This window comes from Streptomyces sp. NPDC047061, assembly GCF_040643955.1.
GTDB lineage: Bacteria > Actinomycetota > Actinomycetes > Streptomycetales > Streptomycetaceae > Streptomyces.
Window position 1 is genome coordinate 54,605 of record NZ_JBEYVI010000027.1, and the last position, 15,845, is coordinate 70,449.

10 protein-coding genes are annotated in these 15,845 nt (G+C 72.8%); 8 read left to right on the plus strand and 2 right to left on the minus strand.

Annotated features, from left to right (window positions below):
• The first annotated feature begins 40 nt into the window (after window positions 1–40).
• The 6 genes from ABZ887_RS32025 to ABZ887_RS32050 are packed head-to-tail and all read left to right on the plus strand — an operon-like array spanning window position 41 to window position 10,403.
• On the plus strand, window positions 41–2,491 hold the full coding sequence (locus ABZ887_RS32025; RefSeq protein WP_361296882.1) for a phage tail protein: 2,451 nt from the start codon (window positions 41–43) through the stop codon (window positions 2,489–2,491).
• A gap of 39 nt (window positions 2,492–2,530) precedes the next feature.
• On the plus strand, window positions 2,531–4,534 hold the full coding sequence (locus ABZ887_RS32030; RefSeq protein ID WP_361296885.1) for a hypothetical protein: 2,004 nt from the start codon (window positions 2,531–2,533) through the stop codon (window positions 4,532–4,534).
• Complete coding sequence (locus ABZ887_RS32035; protein ID WP_361296888.1) at window positions 4,531–5,883, plus strand: hypothetical protein; 1,353 nt, start codon at window positions 4,531–4,533, stop codon at window positions 5,881–5,883. The genes ABZ887_RS32030 and ABZ887_RS32035 overlap by 4 nt, the downstream gene beginning before the upstream one ends.
• Window positions 5,880–7,748, plus strand: a complete 1,869-nt coding sequence (locus ABZ887_RS32040) for a hypothetical protein (RefSeq protein ID WP_361296891.1) — start codon at window positions 5,880–5,882, stop codon at window positions 7,746–7,748. The genes ABZ887_RS32035 and ABZ887_RS32040 overlap by 4 nt, the downstream gene beginning before the upstream one ends.
• A gap of 1 nt (window position 7,749) precedes the next feature.
• Entirely contained in the window at window positions 7,750–9,705 is a 1,956-nt protein-coding gene (locus ABZ887_RS32045) for an ATP-binding protein (RefSeq protein WP_361296894.1), read from the plus strand.
• The gene (locus ABZ887_RS32050) at window positions 9,702–10,403 is read left to right on the plus strand and encodes a glycosyltransferase family A protein (protein ID WP_361296897.1); all 702 of its coding nucleotides are present in this window, start codon (window positions 9,702–9,704) and stop codon (window positions 10,401–10,403) included. The genes ABZ887_RS32045 and ABZ887_RS32050 overlap by 4 nt, the downstream gene beginning before the upstream one ends.
• Before the next feature lie 96 nt (window positions 10,404–10,499).
• Here ABZ887_RS32050 and ABZ887_RS32055 read toward each other — a convergent pair whose 3' ends face one another.
• Together ABZ887_RS32055 and ABZ887_RS32060 are read right to left on the minus strand one after the other, a co-directional pair.
• A complete protein-coding gene (locus ABZ887_RS32055; RefSeq protein WP_361296900.1) occupies window positions 10,500–12,002 on the minus strand; it encodes a hypothetical protein in 1,503 nt (500 codons plus the stop codon).
• Between the two features lie 212 nt (window positions 12,003–12,214).
• Window positions 12,215–13,846 carry a phosphodiester glycosidase family protein gene (locus ABZ887_RS32060; RefSeq protein ID WP_361296903.1) on the minus strand — a complete coding sequence of 544 codons (1,632 nt, stop codon included), beginning with the start codon at window positions 13,844–13,846 and terminating at the stop codon, window positions 12,215–12,217.
• Window positions 13,847–14,066: 220 nt separating this feature from the next.
• Here ABZ887_RS32060 and ABZ887_RS32065 point away from each other — a divergent pair, with 220 nt between their 5' ends.
• The gene (locus ABZ887_RS32065; protein WP_361296906.1) at window positions 14,067–14,807 is read left to right on the plus strand and encodes an SDR family oxidoreductase; all 741 of its coding nucleotides are present in this window, start codon (window positions 14,067–14,069) and stop codon (window positions 14,805–14,807) included.
• A 71-nt stretch (window positions 14,808–14,878) separates the two neighbouring features.
• Entirely contained in the window at window positions 14,879–15,778 is a 900-nt protein-coding gene (locus ABZ887_RS32070; RefSeq protein WP_361296909.1) for an SDR family oxidoreductase, read from the plus strand.
• Window positions 15,779–15,845 lie beyond the last annotated feature (67 nt).

Consider the following 15,845-nt stretch of genomic DNA (forward strand, 5'->3'; position numbering starts at 1 on the left):
CCGCCGCACCCGGGACCACCACGCCAAGGAGCTGTGAACGATGGATGTACAGGGTTCCCAGTACCACGTCGTCAACGGGATGGACGACTGGGGCCGTTGCACCGACGCGGCCTCGGGACGCACCCTCTCCGACGCGTGGTCCGACACCGCACCCGCCACCGACGGCACCGCCTGGGAGTACGACCCGGACCTCGGCGTGCTCCGGCTGCGCCGGGACACACCGCTGTTCCGCCGGGCGGGCCGCACCCCGCCCCTCACCCCCGACGTCCGCCGCGGCTCCGGCCGCGACGCCTACGGCAACTGGTACTGGATCGACGCCGACCGGCGCACCGTCCGCGGCCGTGCCGCGTCCGCCCGGGCGGCGTCCACCTGGTGGACCGTCGACGACCTGGCGGACAACTGCGCCTGCCGGACCGCCGAACCGGGCACGTTCACGCACACGGGAGCCTGCCCGCCGGTGGACATCCTGCTCCAGGGGCTCGCAGTCACCACCCACCAGTACCTCCTCGTCGGCTACCGCGGCCGGCAGACACCGTGCGAGGCCGGGCTGCTCGTGTTCGACCTGCGCGGCGGCGGCGCACCGCTGCGGCTGCCGTGGCCGGACGGCGACGCCTTCGACCCCTGGGACCTCGCCGACACCGCCGACGGCGGCGTGCTCGTCCTCGACGCCACGCACTCCGCGTACTGGCGACTCGACGAGCACTTCCGGCTCCGCGGCCGACAACCCCAACAGGGCATCCCCACAGCGCAGTTCGGGCCCGCCGACGGCACCCCGGCACCGACGCCGACCAGTCCCGCCGTACCCGAGCCCTGGCCGCTGGCCGACGCGGCGGGCAACCCCCTGCACGCCGTCGCCATCGAACCCGGGCCCGACGGCAGCGTGCTGGTCCTGGACGCCGGCCCCGGCAGCGGCCACTCCACGCTGTACCGCTTCGACGGCGGACAACTGCGCTGGACGACGCCGCTCCAGGACGTCGTCGAGGTGATCGACCCCCGCGACCCGACGAACACCCCGACCCTGTACTCGCTGCTCGGCCACGACTTCTGCTACCTGGCGGGGCCGCCCGCGACCGGCCCGCTGCCACCACCCGTCCTGTACGTCGCCGACGCCGAGGGCGCCCAGGTGATCGCCTTCGACCTGGACCCCGACACCGGCGCGGTGCGGGCGCACGACGACTTCCTGCCGATGCGCCGGTGGGCGGGGCGGGCGCTGGTCCGTTCCGGAGCGGGCGCCTGGTACGACTTCGGGGAACGCTGGATCTCCCTGGAGGTGTTCAACGAGTGCCGGTTCGCCACCACGGCGACCCTCGTGACCGCTCTCGACCCCGCCGGGACGGTACCAGGAGACACCTTCGACAGCAGGCTGCCGGGATGCGTGTGGCACCGGCTCTTCCTGGACGCCCAGGTGCCGACCGGCACCGGCGTGACCATCAGGGCGCGCGCCGACGACGACCCCGCCCTGCTGTCCCTGCGGCCCTGGCTCGACCAGCCGGTGCCCTACCTGCGCTCCGGCGGCCCGGAACTGCCCTGGACCGACGTCTGGGCCGACCGGCGGCAGTCCGACGGCACCCTGCCCGACGCCACCGGCACCTGGGAACTCCTGTTCCAGGGCATCACCGGCCGCTACGTCCAACTGGAGATCACCCTCACCGGCACCGGCCGCTCCTCGCCGCTGCTGCGCTCGCTGCGCGCCTGGTACCCGCGGTTCTCCTACCCCGAGCACTACCTGCCCGAGGTCTACACGGCCACCCAGGGCCCCGACCGCTTCCTGGAGCGGTTCCTCGCCAACCCCGAAGGCCTCTACACCGCGATCGAGGAACGCATCGAGCACACCCACCTGCTGCTCGACGCGCGCACCGCACCGACCGCCGATCTGCCATGGCTCGCGGCCTGGTTCGGACTCGCCCTCGACCCGCTCTGGGACACCGAACGGCGACGCTTCCTGATCCGGCACGTCGACACGTTCTACCGCCGCCGGGGCACGGTTCCCGGTCTCGTCGCGATGCTGCGGGTGTTCCTCGACCCGGTCGTGGACGAGCGGGTCTTCGACCCAGTGGGGGAGTGCGGCGGGGCGGCGGCCACGTCGGGGGTCCGGGTCGTGGAGCGGTTCCTGACCCGGGACGCCGCCGCCCCGGCACCGGGTACCGCCGACGACGACCCGCGGACCCGGGTACGCCGCCTCGCCCACCGCTTCGACGTGCTGGTGCCCGGTGACCTGTCGGCGGACGCCGCCGCCATGGTGTCCCGGATCGTGGCCGCGGCGAAACCGGGCCACACCGCGTTCGAGGTCAGCCGCTTCCAGGACCTGTTCGTGATCGGCCGGGCCCGGCTCGGCATCGACACCCAGGTCGTGGCCGGCCCGGCGTTCGCACCGATCGTGACCGGCAGCGGCGTCCTCGCCGCCGGCTATCTCGGCTACGCCCACCCCTTCGACATCACCGACCGCGTCGTCGGCGACCGGGACCGGATCGGTGCCCTGCACGCCCTGTAGACGCCGCACGAGCCATCTTGAGATCAGGAGAAGTCCGCGATGACCACCACGGAGCCCACCACCGGGCCCTGCGTCTCCCTGTCCATGGGAACGCTCTGCCCCGACCAGCGGGTCAACTATTCGTACGGGATGGTGCTCGGCCTCGACGAGTTCCTCCAGGAACAGCTGTACCACCAGGAGAAGACCTACCGGCACCGGCGCCTGCTGCACGGGTACGGCACCAGTTACGGCCTGCAGGTGTCCGTCGACCTGGCCCCCGACGGCGGCGGGGACTACGTCATCACCGTCGGCCGCGGATCGGGCATCGACCAGTGGGGGCGGGAGTTCACCGTCCCCGAGTCCCAGTGCCTCCGGCTCCAGGACTGGCTGACGGCCCAGGAGCAGGCACATCCGGGCATCGTCGAGGAGCACACCGAGGGCTCCGGGGCCGCGACGATCTATGTCGTCGCGAGCTATGCCGAGTGCCTGGACGGCCTGGTGCCGCTGCCCGGCCGGCCGTGCGGCACCGGAGACCAGACCCAGGTGGCGTCCCGCGTCCGCGACTCCTGGACCGTCGAACTGCGCTGGGACCCCCCGGAGATGCCGCGCTGGGACAGCGACCGACGGCTGGGACGGCTCCTCGCCTCGGTCGCGGTCATCGAGCAGCCGCAGGGGAATTTCCTGGACGAGGACGCGCTGCTCGCCGCGGTCCGTGCCCTGGCCGACGTCGCGCCGAACGGCCCCGGTGACATAGACGAGTTCGGCACGCCGCTGGTGGCCTACGAGATCGCCAGATGGCGGGCGGCGCTGATCTGGGACGAGATTTTCGCCATCTGGGTCAGCGAGGTCAGGCCCCGGCTCGAACCGGACCTGATCACCCCGTCGCAGTCCTCGGACCCGGCGATCCTCCTCGGCGCCCTCCAGATGTACGGGCTCAGCACAGACGTCAACTCCATCTACAACATGCATGTCGAAGTCGCCGGCCGGCCCAGCCTCGTGAACACCCAGCTGATCCAGGAACTGCCCCCGCCGGGGCGGATCGACAGAGAACCGGTCGAGCTGGTGACGCTGGTCCCCTCCCCGCCCACGGCCAGTGCCTTCACCCTCGACGCCTGGTTCCATCCGGTGGACTACGCCGTCACCCTGCACGGTCCGATCCAGGTCACCACGGAGACCGGCGCCACCTACGCGTTCACGGCGACCGGTAAGCCGTCAGGCGGGTCGGAATCCCCGACCTATGCGAACGTATGGACGCTTACCCCACCGCCCGGGTTCAAGCCCACCGCCGGTCAGCAACTGAGCGCGCGGTTCGAGTCCGACGCGGTGGTCATCGGGGGCGTCTGGACGCTGGACCAATGGCGCGACCAGCAGGGCGTCCGCTTCCTCAACACGGCCGCGAGCGGGGGAGCGGTCCTGGCCTACGCGACGGCGAACGGGACGACGAGCACCCTGCTGCCCGAAGAAGCGCGGAACGAGCAGACCGCGCAGACTCCGCAGGACCCGCCGACCGCAGCGGCCGAGGCCACCCCGCCGGCCGCCACCCCCCTCACCTCCGCTCCCTTCGTGACCGTCACCGGCACCGGCGCGACGGCGGACCAGCTGGACTTCGAGCTGTGGTTCCACCCCGACCCCCGGGGCACCCGGCACGACATGCTTGTCCAGACCCCACAGGTCCGGGCGTACGACGAGACCACCGGCGACCCCCTGACGGTCACCGGCCCGACCCGGGACCCACGGAACGGCAACGTCTGGCACGTGACGACGAGCGCCCCGGCCGGCAACAGCCCGTTCCCGGCCTACGTGCGCTTCGTCTTCCCCGCCGAGGACTTCACCCTCGCCGGCCCCGCCTCCGGCAGTACCGCGCTGGCGAGCTGGATCGACAGCGCAGCCGTCGACTTCACCGGCTGGAACCGGGACGAGGCGAGCATCGTGGTCTTCCACCGCGTCCCGGCACCCGACGACGAGGAGCCTTCGCCCGCCCGCAGCAGGACCACCCGGGCGAAGGCCGCCGCGCCGAGGACCGTCGCGCCGAGGACGACCAGCGGGCGGAGCCAGAAGCGATGAGCAGCCAGACGATCGGGACGGACTTCACCGGCGGCGCGCTGCTGCCGAACTACGTCAACGGGCGGCTGCTCGCCGCCGAGGACCTGGCCACCGGCCAGGCCAGCCTGCTCACCCGGGACGCCCGTATCGGCCGGGCGGCCGGTGCCGGGGTCGTCCAGGGACTCTGGGTGACCTCGGGTGCCACCACCCTCACGGTGGCCTCGGGCACCGGTGTCAACCCGTCCGGGCAGCCGGTCGTGGCGGCGCGAACGATCACGCTGCCGCTGGCCCTCTCGGCCACCACCACCGCCGGCACCGCGGTCTTCTCGCGCTGCTCGACCGGCGGCACGGACACCGGCGTCGCCGCGGGCGCGTACCTGCTCACGGCCCGTCCGGCCCAGCAGCGGCAGGGACAGGTGTCGCTGGCCGCATCGCCGGACAGCACCCTGTCACCGGGGTGCGCGGCCCGCTGGACCACGGAAGGGGTGGAGATCCGGGCGATCGCCCTGCCCACCCTCACCACGGTCTTCGGAGTCGACGCCACCGAGGGCAACCTGCGCAATCTGACGGCCCATTGGTGCTACGGAGCCGAGCAACTGGTCGACCTGCCCATCTTCCCCTTCACCTTCGACCGCGCGTACTCGGGACTCGACCGTCTCGACCCGGCGGACCTCACCGACCTGGACCTGCCCCTTGCGGTCTTCCGCTGGGACGGCCAGAAGGTGGTCGACCTCGACAACTGGTCGGCCCGGCGCCGGATCACCACCCCCGATCCGGTCACCTCGGGCTGGTCGGCAACGGTCGCCGACCGACGCGACGCCGACGGCCAGGCGCGGTTCCTGCAATTCCAGGATCAGATCGACCTGATCTCCGCCGGCGGACTCGCCCGCTACGCGACGGCCACGGAGAACTTCGGGCTGCTGCCTCCGGTCGGATTCCTGCCCGCCGCCTTCCAGAACGGGTCCCTCACCGCGAGCAAGGACGCCGCCTCGGCCGCCACGGCGGCCAGGAAGTCGGCAGCCGCGTTCACCGGGTCCCTGTTCGACCCGTGGACCTTCTTCGGCGGTGCGGCGAACTACGGCGGTGTCGTCGACTGGTCGGTGGCCGACTTCGCGCTCCGCCAGTCCTGGCAACTCCCGCCGGAACTCACCTCCTTCAACTCCGACGAGCGGGGAGCCCACCTGACGTACTACTGGGTCCGGGAGAACCTCGAAGCCTCCGAGACCATCCCCACCTACGTGGTGTTCATGACCAACCTGCCCTGGCAGCAGAGCTACGGCGGCGGGACGGTCACCAAGGCCTCCGACACCGAGGCCTCCGACACCAAGGCCTCCGAGGCCGGGGACACGCCGAAGGGCACCGCCACGTGAGCGACGCCGTACGCATCGCCAGGATGCGCCTGCACCGGCCCCGGCACGGCCCGCCCGACGCGTACGCCGCCGTCCGCGCGCTCGGTCTCGCCCCGCCCGTGCCGGACCGGTCCGTGCTGGTGATCCGCCGGCTGAGCGTGCCCGCCGCACAGCCCCGCGCGGTACGGGACCGGGTCGCGGCCCTGCGCAGGAGCGCAGCCCGGCCCGCGCTGGGCCCGACGCCGCCGGACTGCACGGCTGTGATGTTCAGCGACGAGGTCGAGGCCATGACCTGCCTGACGGCCGATCTGGTCACGGGCCGCGCCGCGGACCGCTGGTACTGGCCGGCGGAGGTCCGCAGGGGAGTGCGTTCGGCCGGCACCGGCACGACACTGGCCCGGCTCTGGCTGGATCGGCCGGCCTGGGTACCCGCGGCACTGGCCCAACTGGCACGGCGTTCCCCGGGTTTCCCGGACGCGGCGGGGGACGCCGTACGCGCGATAGACCTGTTGTCGGACGCCCAGGCGCAGGCTGTGATCGACGCGATCCTGACGGCATTTCACACGCCGCGGGCGCGAACCGGGGCTGCAGGAGCACCAGTCGGGGCTGCGGCGGAGGCGGCCGGGGGCGGGGTGGGGGGAGGTGCGACCGGGGCCGGGGCGGCCTCGGACGGGACCGCGAGCGCATCGGACCGGCTGCGCGGCCCCGTACCGGACCGGCAGCTCCACCCCGTACCGGACAGGTTGCCCGCCCCTTCGCCGGACGACCTGCCCGACCCTGCGCCGCATCGGCTCTCCGCCCCTGCACCGGATCGGCTGTCCGGTCCCACACCGGTTCGGCTGTCCGGTCCCGCGCAGGATCGGACCCTCATCCCTGCGCCCTTCCTGCCACAGTTCGGCACCGGACTCCGGCCGGCCGGGCAGGCGCTGCTGGCCCTCGGGCTGACGCTCGCGGCCACGCCGTGGGCCGCCCGCGACGACCGCCTCGCCAGGGATATCGACGCCCGACTGCGGCCCGCGGATCCGGCTGCCCGGAACCCCGCCGGGCCGTACGCGCACGCCACGCCCCGCCGGGCCGGAGCCGGCTCGACGAGCCCCGGCGCCCCCCAACGGGCGGACGAACCGGTCGACTTCGGGTACACCGCGTCCGACCACCGGCCACCGAGCTCCCATCCACCGAACCCCCGGCCCCCGGCCGCTGCCGTACGCCGTCCGGACCCGGCCGGTACTCCCCACCCACCCGATGCGACGGGAAACCCGACTCCCGCCCGACAACTCGCGGAATCCCGAGCCAGGGTGGAGAGCTCGGCAGTCGGGGAGCTCGTCGAGACCCGCTTCGCCACCCTCTTCTACGCGGTCAACCTCATGACCTGGCTGGACCTGCCACGCACCGACGACGCCCCCGCGCCCGTCTCAGGCTGGGCGACCTTGGAGGCACTGGGCGCCTGGCTGCTTCCCGACGCGTCCGCCACCGGGCCCGGATCCGGAGACCGGGACCCGATCTGGCGGATCCTGGCCGAACTCGACGGCCGTGACCCGCTCACCCCCACGCCGGTGCGGCTCGACGGGGTCACCGGCCGGCTGCGGGACCTCCTGGCCCGGCACCGGCTCACCCCGGAGGTGTTCGCGCGACCGGGGACCCTCCTGATCGGCCGGACCCACGTCGACGTGATCCTCGGCCTGCACCAGATCGACCTCACCGCCCGGTCCAGCGGCCTGGACCAGGATCCGGGCTGGGTCCCGGCCCTGGGCCGGATCATCGCCTTCCACTACGACGCCTTCCACTACGACGCCTTCCACTACGACGGCTTCGACCACGACGGCTTCGACCACGACCGCTTCGACCACGACCGCTTCGACCACGACGGCCATGACGGCGGGAACTGACATGCCGACCATCACTGCGACGGCCGATCTCACCGGCCGTGATCTGCTCGACCGGATACTGCACCGGCTCGCGGAGGCGCCGCACACCGCGTCCGATCCCCTGGCGAACCCGCCCTGGCTCGACGAGTACCGCGCCGCGGCACGCTCCGACGCCCTCTCCCCGGAACTCGGACAACCCCCGTCGCCGCACCGGCTCGACGCCCCCGACAGACTGCTCCTCATGGCCGCCGGACTGATCGAGGAGGACGTCCGGTTCGGCGCGCTCTTCGCCCATCTCCAGCACCCCCTCCCGTCGCGGCGGCCCTGCGTCGGCCTGCTCGGCTGGCTGCTCGCCGACGTCTCCCACACCGTGTACGACCTCACCGGCCGGGTGCAGAACCTCGTACGCCGCGGGTTGCTGGACGTCGACAATCCGGCCGACCCGCGTTCGGAGTGGGTGGTGCGTGTCCCGGTACCGGTGTGGGATCTGCTGCGGAGCGGCCGGATCGGCCCCGACGCGCTGCCGGCCGGGCTGACCCACCGGTCGCGGGCGGAGTTCCCGCCGCTGGAACGGGTCGTGCTCTGCGCCGACGCCGCCGCGACGGTTCCGAGGCTGCCCGCGCTGCTGCGGGACGGGTCCGTCGCAGCGCTGATCGTCCGGGGAATGGCGGGTTCGGGCCGGACCACCCTGCTCGGTTCGCTGGCCGCCGCACTGGACCGGGATCTGCTGGTGTACGAGGGGCGGCCCGGCGACGACACCTGGCGGCTGTTCGGCGCCCTCGCCTCGATCGGCGACGTGCTTCCCGTCGTACGGTGCGCACCCGGACCAGGTGAGACCCTGACCCTGCCCCGGCCGCCCGGCGTCGATCAGCCGCTCGGCGTCGTGATCGGCCGCACGGGCGGGGTGACCGGTGAGGCGCTGGATCCGGCGCTGACCGTGACCCTCGGCGCATGCGGACCGGCGGAGCGCCGCGGACTCTGGAACGACCTCGGTGTGACGGGCGGCACGGCCGACCTCGACACCATCGTGGACCGCTTCCTGCTGACCCCGGGCAGCATCCACCGGGCGGCTCCGCTGGCCGTCGCGGGGGCACGCACGGCGGGCCGCACGGCGGTCACGCCGGCCGATGTCGCCGCCGCGACCAGGACCCTCGACCGGCAGAGCCTGGAGGTGCTGGCCCACCCGCTGGACCCGCTGCCGGCCGGTGACCCGCCGGTCCTCACCCCCGCCGCCGCGGCGGAGCTGCGCACCCTGGCCATGCGATGCCGGCACCGGGAACGCCTGACGACGGCCGCCGGGGGCATGCGAGGCGGCCTCAACCGCGGCGTACGCGCCCTGTTCGGCGGCCCGAGCGGCACCGGCAAGACCCTGGCGGCCCGGCACCTCGCCGCGACGCTCGGTCTCGACGTGTTCCGGGTGGACCTCGCGGCGGTCGTCAACAAGTACATCGGGGAGACCGAACGCAGCCTCGACCAACTCCTGAGCCGAGCCGAGGAGTTGGACGTCATGCTGCTGCTCGACGAAGGGGACGCGCTGATGACCCGGCGGACCGACGTCGCGAACGCCAATGACCGGTACGCGAACCTGGAGACCAACTTCCTGCTGCAGCGGCTGGAGACCTTCGAGGGAATCGTCGTGGTCACCACGAACGCCGGGAACCGCATCGATCCGGCCTTCCTGCGGAGGATGGACGTGACCGTCGACTTCGTGCCGCCCGACGCCGGTCTGCGCCGCCGGCTGTGGTCCGCCCACCTGCCCGGCGACCACCGGGTCAGCCCCGCGGTGCTGGCCGACACGGCCCGCCGCTGCGACCTGACCGGCGGCCAGATCCGCAACGCCGCGTTGTACGCGGTCCTGCGCGGTCTGGACAACGGCACACCCGTAGGAGACGAGGACCTCGTCGAGGCGGTGCGGCGGGAGTACCGCCGCACCGGAGCCTCCTGCCCGCTCCCGGACCACGCCCCGGCCCGCGCATGAACACGCTCCCGCCCCCGCTCGTGAGCTGCATCATGCCGACGTACAACCGGCGACGCTTCGTACCGCGGGCGATCTCCTACTTCCTGCGTCAGGACCACCCCCACAAGGAGCTGGTGATCATCGACAACGGAACGGACCCCGTCGAGGACCTGATACCGGACCTGCCGACCGTCCGCTACCACCGGATCGACCGGCGCGTCACCGTGGGCACCGCACGCAATCTCGCCTGCGAGGCGGCCAGAGGGAGCATCATCGCGCACTGGGACGACGACGACTGGCAGGCCCCCGACCGGCTGAGCCGGCAGGTGCGGCAGCTGACATCGGGACGGGCCGAGCTGTGCGGGATGACAAGCGTGCTCCACTACGACCCCGCCGCCGACCGGACCTGGCGCTTCACCTGGCCGAACCGGCTGCCCCGGTGGCTCGCGGGCCAGAGCCTCTGCTTCCGCCGCGACCTCTGGCTCCGCGCACCCTACCCGGACCAGGCCGTCGCGGAGGACTCGGTGTTCGTCAACCGGCATATCAACCGGACCGCCACCGCGACCACACCGGGCGACGCCCTCGTGGCCCTGGTACACCCTGCCAACACCGTCGCGAAGTCGAGCCGCAATGTCTGGGCCTCGCCCGCGACGACGGACGAGGTCCGGGCCCTGCTCGGCCCGGACCTCGACTTCTACCGCACCCTGTTCCCTACATGATGTCCTTGACGCACTCGGCGGTCAGCTCCTCGGTCCTCCGGAGGATCTCGACGCACCCCCGTTCCTCGCCCGCCTGCGTGCCCGGTGGGTTCGCTGTCAGCGGCCGTGCGGGGCAAGGGTCTGGCCGAAACGGGCGTCGGAGTCGGGGGCGTGCAGTGTGCCGCCGTCGAAGGACCATGCGCGGCTGGGAGAGGGCCCGCTGGTGGCAGAGGGGAAGACCCACACTCCGCCGTCGCCGCCGTCCTCGCCGGGAGCCCCGACGATCAGGCCGGCCCTCCTGTCGCGGTCGGCGTCGATGAGCCGTACCGCGGCGCCGAACCGGTCACCGCGTTCCGGGATTCCAGGGACGGCGCGTGGGCTCTGGCTGAGCACACGGATGTCCTTCGTGGTCAGGCCGGATGCGGAACCGCGCATGACCCAGACGGTGCCGGCGTCGACGGCGCTGCCGATGTCGTTGCCCGGCGCGCCGATCGCCACGTCGTCGTATCCGTCGCCGTCGACGTCCCGGACGCTGAGTGCGGCGCCGAAGCGGTCGGCGGGCTTGTTGACGCCCGGGACACCCGGCGAGTTCTGCGTCCAGTACTGACGGTTGTACCCGCCCTCCGGACTGCCCGGCCCGGACGCTCCGCCGAAGTGGACGAAGAACCCGCCGGGGGTGGTCAGGTGACCCTGGGAGTCCCGGTCGTCGGGAGCGCCGACGACGACGTCGGTGTAGCCGTCCTTGTTCACGTCCCCCGAGGCACCGACCTGGCCGCCGCCGGTCAGTTCGTAGTGGTCCGCCCACCCGCCGCGCCCGCCCGACACGTACACGGCCCGGCCGTACACACCGGCCTTGTCGAACGTCCCGCTCCCGAGGATGACGAGGTCGTCCGCGCGGTCCTTGTTGTAGTCGCCCATGGTGAGGGCGGTGGGACGGAAGTCCGAGGGCACGAACCTGGACAGGGAGGTGTAGTCCGTCTCCATCCGGCGGCCGTCGGAGACGACCTCGAAGCCGAAGGACCACAGGGTGTCCTTGGACAGGATGGCCACCGACGAGTCGTCCACCTTGAACCAGCCGGCGGCCAGGGCGGCTCCGAACCGGTTGCCCGCCACCGGGAGGATCTCCTGCAGCTCCCTGCTGCCGGTGGCGCGCAGCCCGGTGGGTGAGCCGAACAGGACGGTGGCCGAGCCCGCGTCGACGGCCGCACCGATGTCCTTGCCGGGGGTGCCCACGATCAGGTCGTCGTAGCCGTCCCGGTCGACGTCGGCGGTGGCCGTGGCCTGCCCGAAGTGGTCGCCGGTCCGGGCGAGGCCCACCACACCGGGCGTGCTCATGCTGAACGTCGCCCGGCGCACGAGGGACAGGCCGCTCGCCGACCCGTACAGGACGGCGACGTAGCCGGCGCCCTTCTTCCCGCTGACGGTTCCGCCGGGGGCCGAGACCACGAGGTCGCGGTAGCCGTCGTTGTTGAAGTCGTCGTGCGTGATGGGAGCGGGGGCGGCGTCGGCGGGCGGGGCCGTCGCCGTGATGGTGGCTCCGATGGTGAGCAGCAGGGTCGCGGCGGCGACGCCGGTGGTGCGGCGTGGTCTGTGTGTGGCGGAGGGTCTGTTCTGGCGCACGGTGAGACTCCCGTGATCACTGCGAGGCCGGACACGGACACGTACACGTACACGGACGGCACCGGGCCGCGGAGCCTCGCCGCCCGCCGCAGAGTATGGGACCCGCCGGCGAGCCGAAGGGTTGTGCGAGGCCGTCCCCAGCCGTACCGGATCGCCGATCTCCGGTGGCACCGGATTCCCGACGGACCCCCGACGGTGCCGCGCGGGGGTGGTCAGTCCTGTCCGGTGCGCGGCAGGACCTGGACCGTGTCGCCGACGGCACGCTCGCCGGTGGCGTCGGACGTGGTGTTGACGAGGCTGCCGTCGACGGCCATGGCGGTGGAGCCGCCGCCGTCCAGGTTGAGGGCCTGTACCGCGCCGAGTGAGCGCATGAACCGGGCGGCCTCGGCGAGTGTGAAGCCCTCGCTCACACCGGGCTGCCGGCCGTCGACGGTCACGAGGAGCAGCCGCCCGCGACCGTCGATGCCGGCCAGGGTGCGCGGCTGGCGCACGTTGGACCAGGCGAACCCGAAGGAGAGGTCGAGCGGGTCGAGTGTGCCCTCGGCGGTGGCGTCGATGTGGACCCGGCCGTCCTCGACGAGCGTCGGGGCCGCGCTGACGACACTGTCGTCGGGGCCGAGCCGGACCTGCCTGCCCGAGGCGTCCCGGACCGTCTCCCGCAGCTCCAGCCGGCGCCCCGGTGCGGCGTGTTCGGCGAGCCAGGCGGCTGCGGTCCCAGTGCCCTGGAGGACCGAGCCGCCGGCGGGCACGGAGCCGCCGCGGTCGCCCTGGGAGACGACGGCACCGTGCCGGTCGAGGACCACCTGGACACCGCTGCCGGCCGGCAGGGGCGCCCCGAACTCGGAGGTGAACCTCACCAGGTCGTCCGCGAGCGAGCAGGTGACGTCCTGCCGGGGGAGTGCGGTGGGTACGGCGCCGGGGCGGCCGCAGTTGCGCACCTTGCCCGGGACCCGGTTGACGCCCTGCACCGCGTGGACGGCCGAGCCGGAACGGACGGTCACCGTGGTGGACAGGTCCGCGACCCGGACGTGCCGTCCGCCGTCGGCGAGGATCAGCGCGGCACGGGAACCGGCCGCCATCGACTGCAACTCGCCGCGCACCACGGACAGTCCGGCCGAGGTGCCCTGGACGCCGTCCGCGTCGGACGTGACGAAGAAGCCGCCGTTGACGCCGACCAGGGAGCCCAGCCGGCCGGCCACCGTCGAGGTCTTCTCGCGGTCGGCGGCGTCCCCGCCGTCACTCACCTCGATCGTGCCGCGCAGCCGGGCCGGATCGACGACGGCGACGTGGACGCGTTCCGCGTCGGCGGGCCGGCGTCCGTCGTAGCCCGTCCACTCGACGGAGGTACGGAAACCGGCGGCCGCCATCGCCGAGCCCAGCGTCCCCGCCTCGGCCTGCGTGGCGTACCCGCCGACTCTGACCTGCCAGCCCATCGTGCCGTGGGGCGTGTCGGCGTACTGGTCCCAGGTCACCTGCTCGACGCGCGGCGCGAACCCGGCGGCCCGCAGCTGCCCGGCGGTGGTGTCGGCCCACCCGCGGTCACCCAGCGGGGCCCAGGTGGCGGCACCCGTGAGGCGGTTGACGGCCGGGGCCTGGACGGTGACGGTCCACGCCCCGGCGGCTTGCGGGTCACTGAGCACCCCGGTACGGACCTCCACCCCGGGCGCCACGTACCGAGTGGTCCACGCGACGGCATCCGCGGCGCCGCTCCCGGCCCGTGTGCTCGCGCCGGCCGGCGGAACGAACGCGACCAGGGCCAGTACGGTCCCCAGCACGAACCCCCGTCCTGCCCTGCGGCGCGCACCCCGTACCGCGTATCCGAACGTCTCGGCTCTGACAGACATGCCTCTCCTGACGTACGACTGGACGTGTGCGGCGCCACCCGTCATACCCGCACCGCCCGGCCATCCCAGGCCGACACCAAGACCCCTGCGTGAAGCGGCGGACACCTGGTGGAAAAGCCTGCAAGACATCCGCCACACCCGTTCCGATATGGACGGCGCGTTCATTTCATGCTTATATGAACGTGTCGTTCATTTAGGCGCACGTGAAAAGGAGACCCCCATGAGCACCCCCACCACTGACCGTGTCGCACTGGTCACCGGCGGCTCGGGCGGCATCGGCCGTGTCGCGGCCGAGCGGCTCGCCGCGGACGGTTTCGCGGTCGCCGTGCAGTACGCGGGAAACAAGGCCAGGGCCGAGGGCACCGTGGCCGCGATCACCGCCGCCGGCGGCAGGGCCCTGGCAGTGGGCGGCGACGTCGCCGACGAGAGCGCGATGAGCGCGGCCTTCGACGCGGTCGAGTCGGCCTTCGGCGGCATCGACGTGGTCGTGAACACCGCCGGGATCATGGTCCTGTCCCCGATCGTGGAGCTGGACCTCGCCGACCTGGACCGGATGCACCGTACGAACATCCGCGGCACCTTCGTCGTCTCCCAGCAGGCGGCACGCAGGGTCCGCCCGGGTGGCGCGATCGTGAACGTCTCGACCTCGGTGGTCCGCACCCAACTGCCGGGCTACGGCGCCTACGTCGCCAGCAAGGCCGCGGTCGAGGGCCTGACCCTCATCCTTGCCCGTGAGCTGCGCGGCCGGGACATCACCGTCAACGCCGTCGCGCCCGGCCCCACCGCCACACCGCTGTTCCTGGACGGCAAGGACGACGCCACCATCGCTAACTTCGCCAAGGCGACCCCGCTGGAGCGGCTCGGCGGGCCCGAGGACATCGCCGAGGTCGTCTCGTTCCTGGCCGGTCCCGCGCGCTGGGTCAACGGCCAGGTCCTCTACGCCAACGGCGGACTCGCCTGACCTCCCGCCCTACACGCACCACCCCACTCCACCCCACTCCTGCACTGTCATCGCGGAAAGGAACCACGTCCATGTCCACCACCGGCAACGTCGTCGTCATCACCGGCGCCTCCAGCGGTTTCGGAGCACTCACCGCCCGTGCGCTCGCGGACGCCGGCCACACCGTCTACGCCGGCATGCGCCAGACCACCGGCCGCAACGCGCCCCAGGTCCGGGCCGCCGCCCAGTACGCCGACGAGCACCACGTCGACCTGCGGTCCGTCGAACTCGACGTGAACTCCCAGCCCTCGGTCGACACCGCCGTCGCGCAGATCGAAGCCGAGCACGGCGGCGTCGACGTGCTGATCCACAACGCCGGGCACATGGTGACCGGGCCGGCCGAAGCCTTCACCCCCGACCAGCTCGCCGAGCTCTACAACGTGAACGTCCTGTCCACCCAGCGCGTCAACCGCGCCGTGCTGCCGGGCATGCGCCGGCGCCGGCGGGGACTGGTGCTCTGGGTGTCCAGCACCAGCGTCAAAGGCGGCACCCCGCCCTACCTCGCCCCCTACTTCGCGGCCAAGGCCGCCATGGACTCCCTCGCGGTGTCCTACGCCGGCGAACTCGCCCGCTGGGGCGTGGAGACCTCGATCGTCGTCCCCGGCTCGTTCACCAGCGGTACCAACCACTTCGCTCACTCCGGCCACCCCGACGACACCGCCGTCGAGGCCGAGTACGAGAGCCGGTACCCCGGCCTGATGGAGCAGGTGGCGACAAAGCTCGCCGCCCTCGCTCCCGAGGACGCGCCCGCGTCGCTCGTCTCCGAGGAGATCGCCCGCATCGTCGCCCTGCCCGCCGGGAAGCGCCCCTACCGTGTGCACGTCGACCCTGCCGACGACGGATCCGAGGAGGTCTCCGTGACCGCCGACCGCATCCGCCGCGGCTTCCTCACCCGCATCGGCCTCGCCGACCTGCTCACCGTCCAGAGCTGAAATCCCTGGCCCGGGACGCCGAGAGGGCCTCAGGGCGTGCGTCCCGCGGCCACTTTGGTGGAGACAT

What these genes read in the sequence shown, in the direction of transcription:
- ABZ887_RS32025 (WP_361296882.1), top strand. Translation starts at nt 41, where the DNA reads ATGGATGTACAGGGTTCCCAGTACCACGTCGTCAACGGGATGGACGAC.
- ABZ887_RS32030 (WP_361296885.1), top strand. Translation starts at nt 2,531, where the DNA reads ATGACCACCACGGAGCCCACCACCGGGCCCTGCGTCTCCCTGTCCATG.
- ABZ887_RS32035 (WP_361296888.1), top strand. Translation starts at nt 4,531, where the DNA reads ATGAGCAGCCAGACGATCGGGACGGACTTCACCGGCGGCGCGCTGCTG.
- ABZ887_RS32045 (WP_361296894.1), top strand. Translation starts at nt 7,750, where the DNA reads ATGCCGACCATCACTGCGACGGCCGATCTCACCGGCCGTGATCTGCTC.
- ABZ887_RS32050 (WP_361296897.1), top strand. Translation starts at nt 9,702, where the DNA reads ATGAACACGCTCCCGCCCCCGCTCGTGAGCTGCATCATGCCGACGTAC.
- ABZ887_RS32060 (WP_361296903.1), bottom strand. Translation starts at nt 13,846, where the DNA reads ATGTCTGTCAGAGCCGAGACGTTCGGATACGCGGTACGGGGTGCGCGC.
- ABZ887_RS32065 (WP_361296906.1), top strand. Translation starts at nt 14,067, where the DNA reads ATGAGCACCCCCACCACTGACCGTGTCGCACTGGTCACCGGCGGCTCG.
- ABZ887_RS32070 (WP_361296909.1), top strand. Translation starts at nt 14,879, where the DNA reads ATGTCCACCACCGGCAACGTCGTCGTCATCACCGGCGCCTCCAGCGGT.